The sequence below is a fragment of the Caulobacter sp. P1_B12_2 genome, from assembly GCF_056406675.1.
The window spans coordinates 1-5,491 of the sequence record NZ_JBFTZS010000318.1 but is presented as its reverse complement, the minus strand read 5'-3'; the positions used below and the strand labels follow the sequence as shown (position 1 = coordinate 5,491).

At 64.5% G+C, this 5,491-nt stretch carries 4 protein-coding genes; all 4 read left to right on the top strand.

Annotated elements, in window-relative coordinates; genetic code table 11:
- The coding region (locus tag AC1DZ6_RS17880) for an AgaS family sugar isomerase (RefSeq protein WP_477098492.1) at positions 1 to 745 on the top strand (745 nt) is incomplete at its 5' end.
- Between the two features lie 2 nt (positions 746 to 747).
- Entirely contained in the window at positions 748 to 1,722 is a 975-nt protein-coding gene (locus AC1DZ6_RS17875; RefSeq protein WP_477098491.1) for an N-acetylglucosamine kinase, read from the top strand.
- A 4-nt stretch (positions 1,723 to 1,726) separates the two neighbouring features.
- Positions 1,727 to 2,440, top strand: coding sequence for an HAD family hydrolase (locus tag AC1DZ6_RS17870; RefSeq protein ID WP_477098490.1), 714 nt, complete (start codon positions 1,727 to 1,729; stop codon positions 2,438 to 2,440).
- Between the two features lie 287 nt (positions 2,441 to 2,727).
- A complete protein-coding gene (locus AC1DZ6_RS17865; protein ID WP_477098489.1) occupies positions 2,728 to 5,481 on the top strand; it encodes a TonB-dependent receptor in 2,754 nt (917 codons plus the stop codon).
- Positions 5,482 to 5,491: the final 10 nt, after the last annotated feature.

Below are 5,491 nucleotides of genomic sequence, written 5' to 3'. Positions count from 1 at the left end.
TCACCTCGTCATCACCTGCAACGCGGAAGGTGCCCTGGCGGCTTACGCGCAAAGGTCGCGCGGCCTGACCGTGCAGCTTCCCGAAGCCACGCACGACCGCAGCTTCGCCATGACGTCGAGCTTCTCGTGCATGACCTATGCGGCGCTGGCGGTGTTCAGCGGCATCGCGGCCATGGACGCGCGAGTCGACGCCATCGCGCGCGCCACCGAGCAGGTGATCACCAACTATACCGCCGTCATGCAGGCCGTGGCCGCCGAAGGCTATGAGCGCGTGGTCTATCTCGGCAGCCACATCTTCCAGGGCCTGGCGCGGGAATCGGGGCTCAAGCTCCTGGAGCTGACCAACGGCGCCCTGGTGACGATGTTCGATTCACCGCTCGGCTTCCGGCACGGTCCAAAGACCATCGTCAATAACCGGACGCTGATCGTCGTCTTCTTCTCGAACAACGCCTATACGCGCAGCTATGACGTCGATCTGCTGGGCGAGCTGCAACGCGACAACGACGCCGCCCGCGTCATCGCCATCACGGCTCAGGATGGGGTGGGGTTGYCCAAGAGCGACGAACTCAGCGTGCTAGGTCTCGAGACGGCGGACGACGCCGAACTGCTGTTCCCCTACATCGTGGCGCCGCAGATCTTCGCCTTCTTCGAGTCTCTGCGCCTGGGGCTGACGCCGGACAAGCCCAACACCTCGGGCACGGTCAATCGCGTCGTCCAGGGCGTGCGCATCCACGAGCTGAGCTGACGATGGACCAGGCGAACCTGTCGACGGGGTGCTTTCTGGGCGTGGACGGCGGCGGCACCAAGACCGCCTTCGTCCTGACCGATAGCGGCGGCCGCGAGCTGGCCCGCCATGAGGGTGGGTCCAGCTACCATATCCAGGTCGGTTTCGAGACCCTGCACACCTTGCTCCACGAGGGCGTTCACGCCGTGCTCGACAAGGCCGGCGCGTCGGCCGAGGACGTCATCTTCGCGTTCTTCGGACTGCCCGCCCACGGCGAGGACTCTCAGGTTCAGCCCTTTCTCGACGTGATCCCCGAGGCGGTCCTCGGTCATCATCGCTATGCCTGCGGCAATGACATGATCTGCGGCTGGGCGGGCTCGCTCGGCGGCGAGGACGGCATCAACATCGTCGCCGGCACGGGCTCGATCGGCTACGGCGAGCGCCAGGGCCTGTCGGCGCGCGGCGGCGGCTGGGGCGAGGTCTTCTCCGACGAAGGCTCGGCCTATTGGATCGCCGTTCAGGCGCTCAACGCCTTTTCGCGCATGGCCGACGGTCGTCTGCCGCGCGGGCCGCTGCATGATCTGCTGACCCGCGAGCTGGAGCTGAAAAGCGACCTCGACATCTGCGCCTATGTCTACGCCCGGTCGGCGCCCCAGCGCGATCGCATCGCCGCCCTGTCGCGCGTGGTCGCCCGGGCGGCCGCGCAAGGCGACGAGGCCGCGCAGCGCATCTTCGCGGAGGCCGGCCGCGAACTGGCGGCCATCGTGGAAGCGAYCCGCCAGCGCCTTCAATACCAACCTGGCGAGACCGTGAACCTGTCCTATTCGGGCGGAGTGTTTCAGGGCGGAGAGCTCATTCTGCAACCCTTCCGCCAGCAGCTTTCGCTCTATTCGCCCGACTACCGCCTCGTCACCCCGCGCCACAGCCCGGCGATTGGCGCGGCGCTCTATGCGGCGCGCCTGAGCGGGCATGCCCTGAGATTGCCCGTCGATGCCTGACGACATGTCTTTCGAAACCTTGCGGTCTGGCGCTGGACGCTTCCGGCTCGACCGGATCGAGGCCCTGCTGTTCGACATGGACGGCACGCTCAGCGACACCGATGCGGTCCACCGCCAGGCCATGGTCGACACCTTCGCTGCTCGGGGCGTCCACCTGGGCGACGACGACTTTCACAGCCATGTCTCGGGTCAGTCGAACGACGCCATCTTCGCGCACTTCTTTCCCGCCCTGTCCGGGGAAGAGCGCTGGCGCCTGGCCGACGAGAAGGAGGCGCTCTATCGCCGCCTGACCCCGCGGATGACGGCCATGCCCGGGCTTTCGAGGCTGATCGGCTGGGCGAAGGCGAGGGGCGTGGCCTGCGCGCTGGTCACCAATGGCCCTCGGCGCAATGTCGAGCACACGCTACGGGTCCTGGGTCTCACCGACACCTTCGCGACCCTTGTGCTGGGCGAGGATCTTCCGCGCGCCAAGCCCCATCCGCTCCCCTATCTGGAAGCCCTCCAGCGCCTCGGCGTCGCCGCTGATCGCGCTATGGCGTTCGAGGATTCCGAGCCGGGCGTGACCGCCGCGCTGGCGGCGGGCGTGTTCACCGTCGAGATCATCGGACCTTCACGAAACACGGGGCTTGGCGTCGGCGCCGACCTCACGGTTTCCGATTTCGACGCGCCGGCCCTATGGGCGCGACTGACCGCAACCAATGTTTACGCTAAGACCTGATCCGAAAGGCGATTCAGCGCGGGCTGAGTGATGCCTGAATCCACGCAGTACAAGGGTTTTGGTGATGCACTGGTGGAAATTTCGACATTTATGCAACGAATGTGCTTCCGAAGCGCGCTTTCGTTAAGTAGCGGTTTGACAGGTTTGCGAAACCATTGTTACCTTTTGTATTATAAATAAGGTGCAAACCGAAACTTCGGAATTTGTATCGATCAAGCGAGGAAAAGGGGTTCGCTATGTCACGTCGTCCATCTCACCGGGCCGCCATCATGGCCTCCGTAGGCATAGTGGCTCTGTTGTCCGCCGGCGCGGCCGTCGCCCAGGTTCCGGCCGTCGCGGCTGAAGACCAGACGGTTGAAGAGGTCGTCGTCGTCGGCGTGCGCGCCAGCGTCGCCCGGGCCGTCAAGTTGAAGCGCGACGCCACCACGGTTCAGGATTCGATCAGCGCCCTGGAACTGGGCATGTTCCCCGACGACAACGTCGCAGACTCGCTCAGCCACATCACCGGCGTGTCGATCTCGCGCACGGCCGGCGGAGAGGGGCAGAAGGTCAGCGTTCGGGGCCTTGGTCCTGAATACACGCTGTCCACCTTCAACGGACGCATCCTGGCCACCGACGGGGCAGGGCGCGACTTCGCCTATGACGTGCTGCCGTCCGACGTCATCAGCGGCGCAGACGTGATCAAGGGCGCGGAAGCGGCCAACACCGAAGGCGCCATCGGCGGCCTGATCAACCTGCGTTCGGCCAGCCCCTTCGACAAGCGCGGCCAGCAGGGCATCGTGCGCCTCGAGGGCGATCGCAACCAGATGTCCGAACTGGACGGCCGCAAGCTGTCGGCGGTCTACAGCAATACCTTCGCCGGCGACACGATCGGCATCCTCGTGGGCGTGGTGGTCGAAAAGCGCGACGACCGCACCGACGTGGCCGGCAACGACGGCGGCTGGAGCCGCAATGCGGACCCAACCGACGAAAGCTGGCTCTGGGGCAACACCTGGGGCGGCGCGATCGATCCGAACAACAACGGCGTGTTGGATCCCGAAGAGTACGGCCTCATCGGTCCGGGTCAGTTCCGCGTCGGCTCCATTCTGGAGAAGAAGAAGCGCAACGCCTTCACCGGCAAGCTCGAGTGGCGGCCCTCCGACAACTTCAAGCTGGTCATCGACGGGCTGTCGACCAAGCTGGATTCCCCGCAGGTCGGCTACCAGCAGTCCTTCTACCCGCTGTACGCGCCGGGCCGCTGGTCGAACATGGTGATCAAGGACGGCATCGTCACCAGCTTCGACATGAACAATCCTGATCCGGAAATGCGGCTCAATCCGGAACTGCTGAACCAGACCTCCTACCGCGTCGTCGAGACCCAGCTCTACGGCGCCAACGCCGAGTGGAACGTGTCGGACAATCTGACCCTGACCACCGACCTCTACCGCTCGACCTCCAAGCGCCATTCGGGCGGGCAGGACAGCTATGTCGTTCTGCGCATGAACCAGCCCAACTCCGCGCATATCTCGCTGAGCGGCGCCTACGTGCCCAATGTCACGGTCGACTTCGACGACGGGCGCGACCTGGCCAGCGGCTTGGCCAAGGGGCAGTTCCACGACTCCGACTTCAACACCCACTACTTCTCGCTCGCGGGCGACAATATTGACGACAAGATCACCGGCGCCTCGTTCAAGGGCAATTGGGCGATCAAGCGCGGCTGGCTGGACAACGTGCAGTTCGGGGTCAACTACACCGACCGCACCAAGTCGCGTGACCTGGTCAACAATGCCCTGACGGGCGGGGCCGACTACTATTCCGGCAACTACGCGATCAATGTCGGCGCGCTGGGCGGCAAGGTCGTTTCCAACAGCTTCAGCCTGCCCAACTTCATGAGCGAAGTTGACGCGAACTTCCCGCGCACCTTCCTGGCCTTCGACATCGCCAGCTACCAGCAGGCGCTGGCGGCCTATAACGGCAAGCCGCGGCCGGGCGGCGGCGTCTACGACTATTCCGCCGCTGCGCCGACCTGGAACCCGCTGCGAAGCTATCGCGTGGGCGAAGAGACCTGGGCGGGCTTCACTCAGGCCAATCTGGAGGGCAAGCGCTGGAGCGGCAACGTCGGCCTGCGGGTCGTGCATACGACGACCAACGCCCAGGCCTGGGACGCCAAGATCCTGCAGATCATCCAGAACGGCGCCTTCAACTATACGGCCGTCTACGACAAGCCGACGGCCGTCGAGCAGAAGAACGACTACACCTACGTTCTGCCGTCCTTCAACTTCAACTACCGCATAACCGAGCAACTGCGTCTGCGCCTTGGGGCGGCCAAGACCATGGCCCGTCCGTCGGTCGAGACCCTGGCGCCGAGCAGCACCACCGAGAGCGTGTCCTGGGGCGAGTTCACCCAGATCTATAGCGGCAACGCGGATCTGAAGCCCTATTCGGCCAAGCAGTTCGACGTGTCGCTGGAATACTATTTCCGCCCCAACTCGATCTTCAACATCGCGGTGTTCCAAAAGCGCATCAAGGATCAGATCACCACCAGCTGGGAGCCGAACCAGGACATCGGCGTGCCCGGCTACATGTTCAATATCAGCCGCCCGATCAACGGCGACTACGCCAAGGTGAAGGGCGTCGAGGTCGGCCTGCAGCACTTCATGGACAACGGCTTCGGCCTGCGCGCGCAATACACGCGCAACTGGGCGAAGAGCTATGTCGGCGAACAGGAGCGTCCGCTCGAAGGCATCGCGCCGTCGGTCTATTCGCTGGGGGTCTTCTATGAGCGCGGCCCGATCTCGCTCAGCGTCTCGGGCGACCACACCGCGGGCTTCGCCACGGCGGTGAACGTGCTTGGCGCGGGCTACAACGAAGAGGCCGATCCGATCACCTGGGTCACGGCGCACGCGTCGTACAAGATCAACGACCGGATGGACATCTCGCTCGAGGGCCAGAACCTGCTGGACGAGGCCAACACCTACAGCATCAACGGTAATCCGTTGCTGCCGCAGGGTTATTACCRCTACGGCGCCTCGTACAAGCTTGGCGTGAGCTACCGGTTCTAGAACGGCGCCG

Coding starts and splice junctions, on each gene's coding strand:
- AC1DZ6_RS17870 (WP_477098490.1), top strand. CDS start 1,727: ATGTCTTTCGAAACCTTGCGGTCTGGCGCTGGACGCTTCCGGCTCGAC.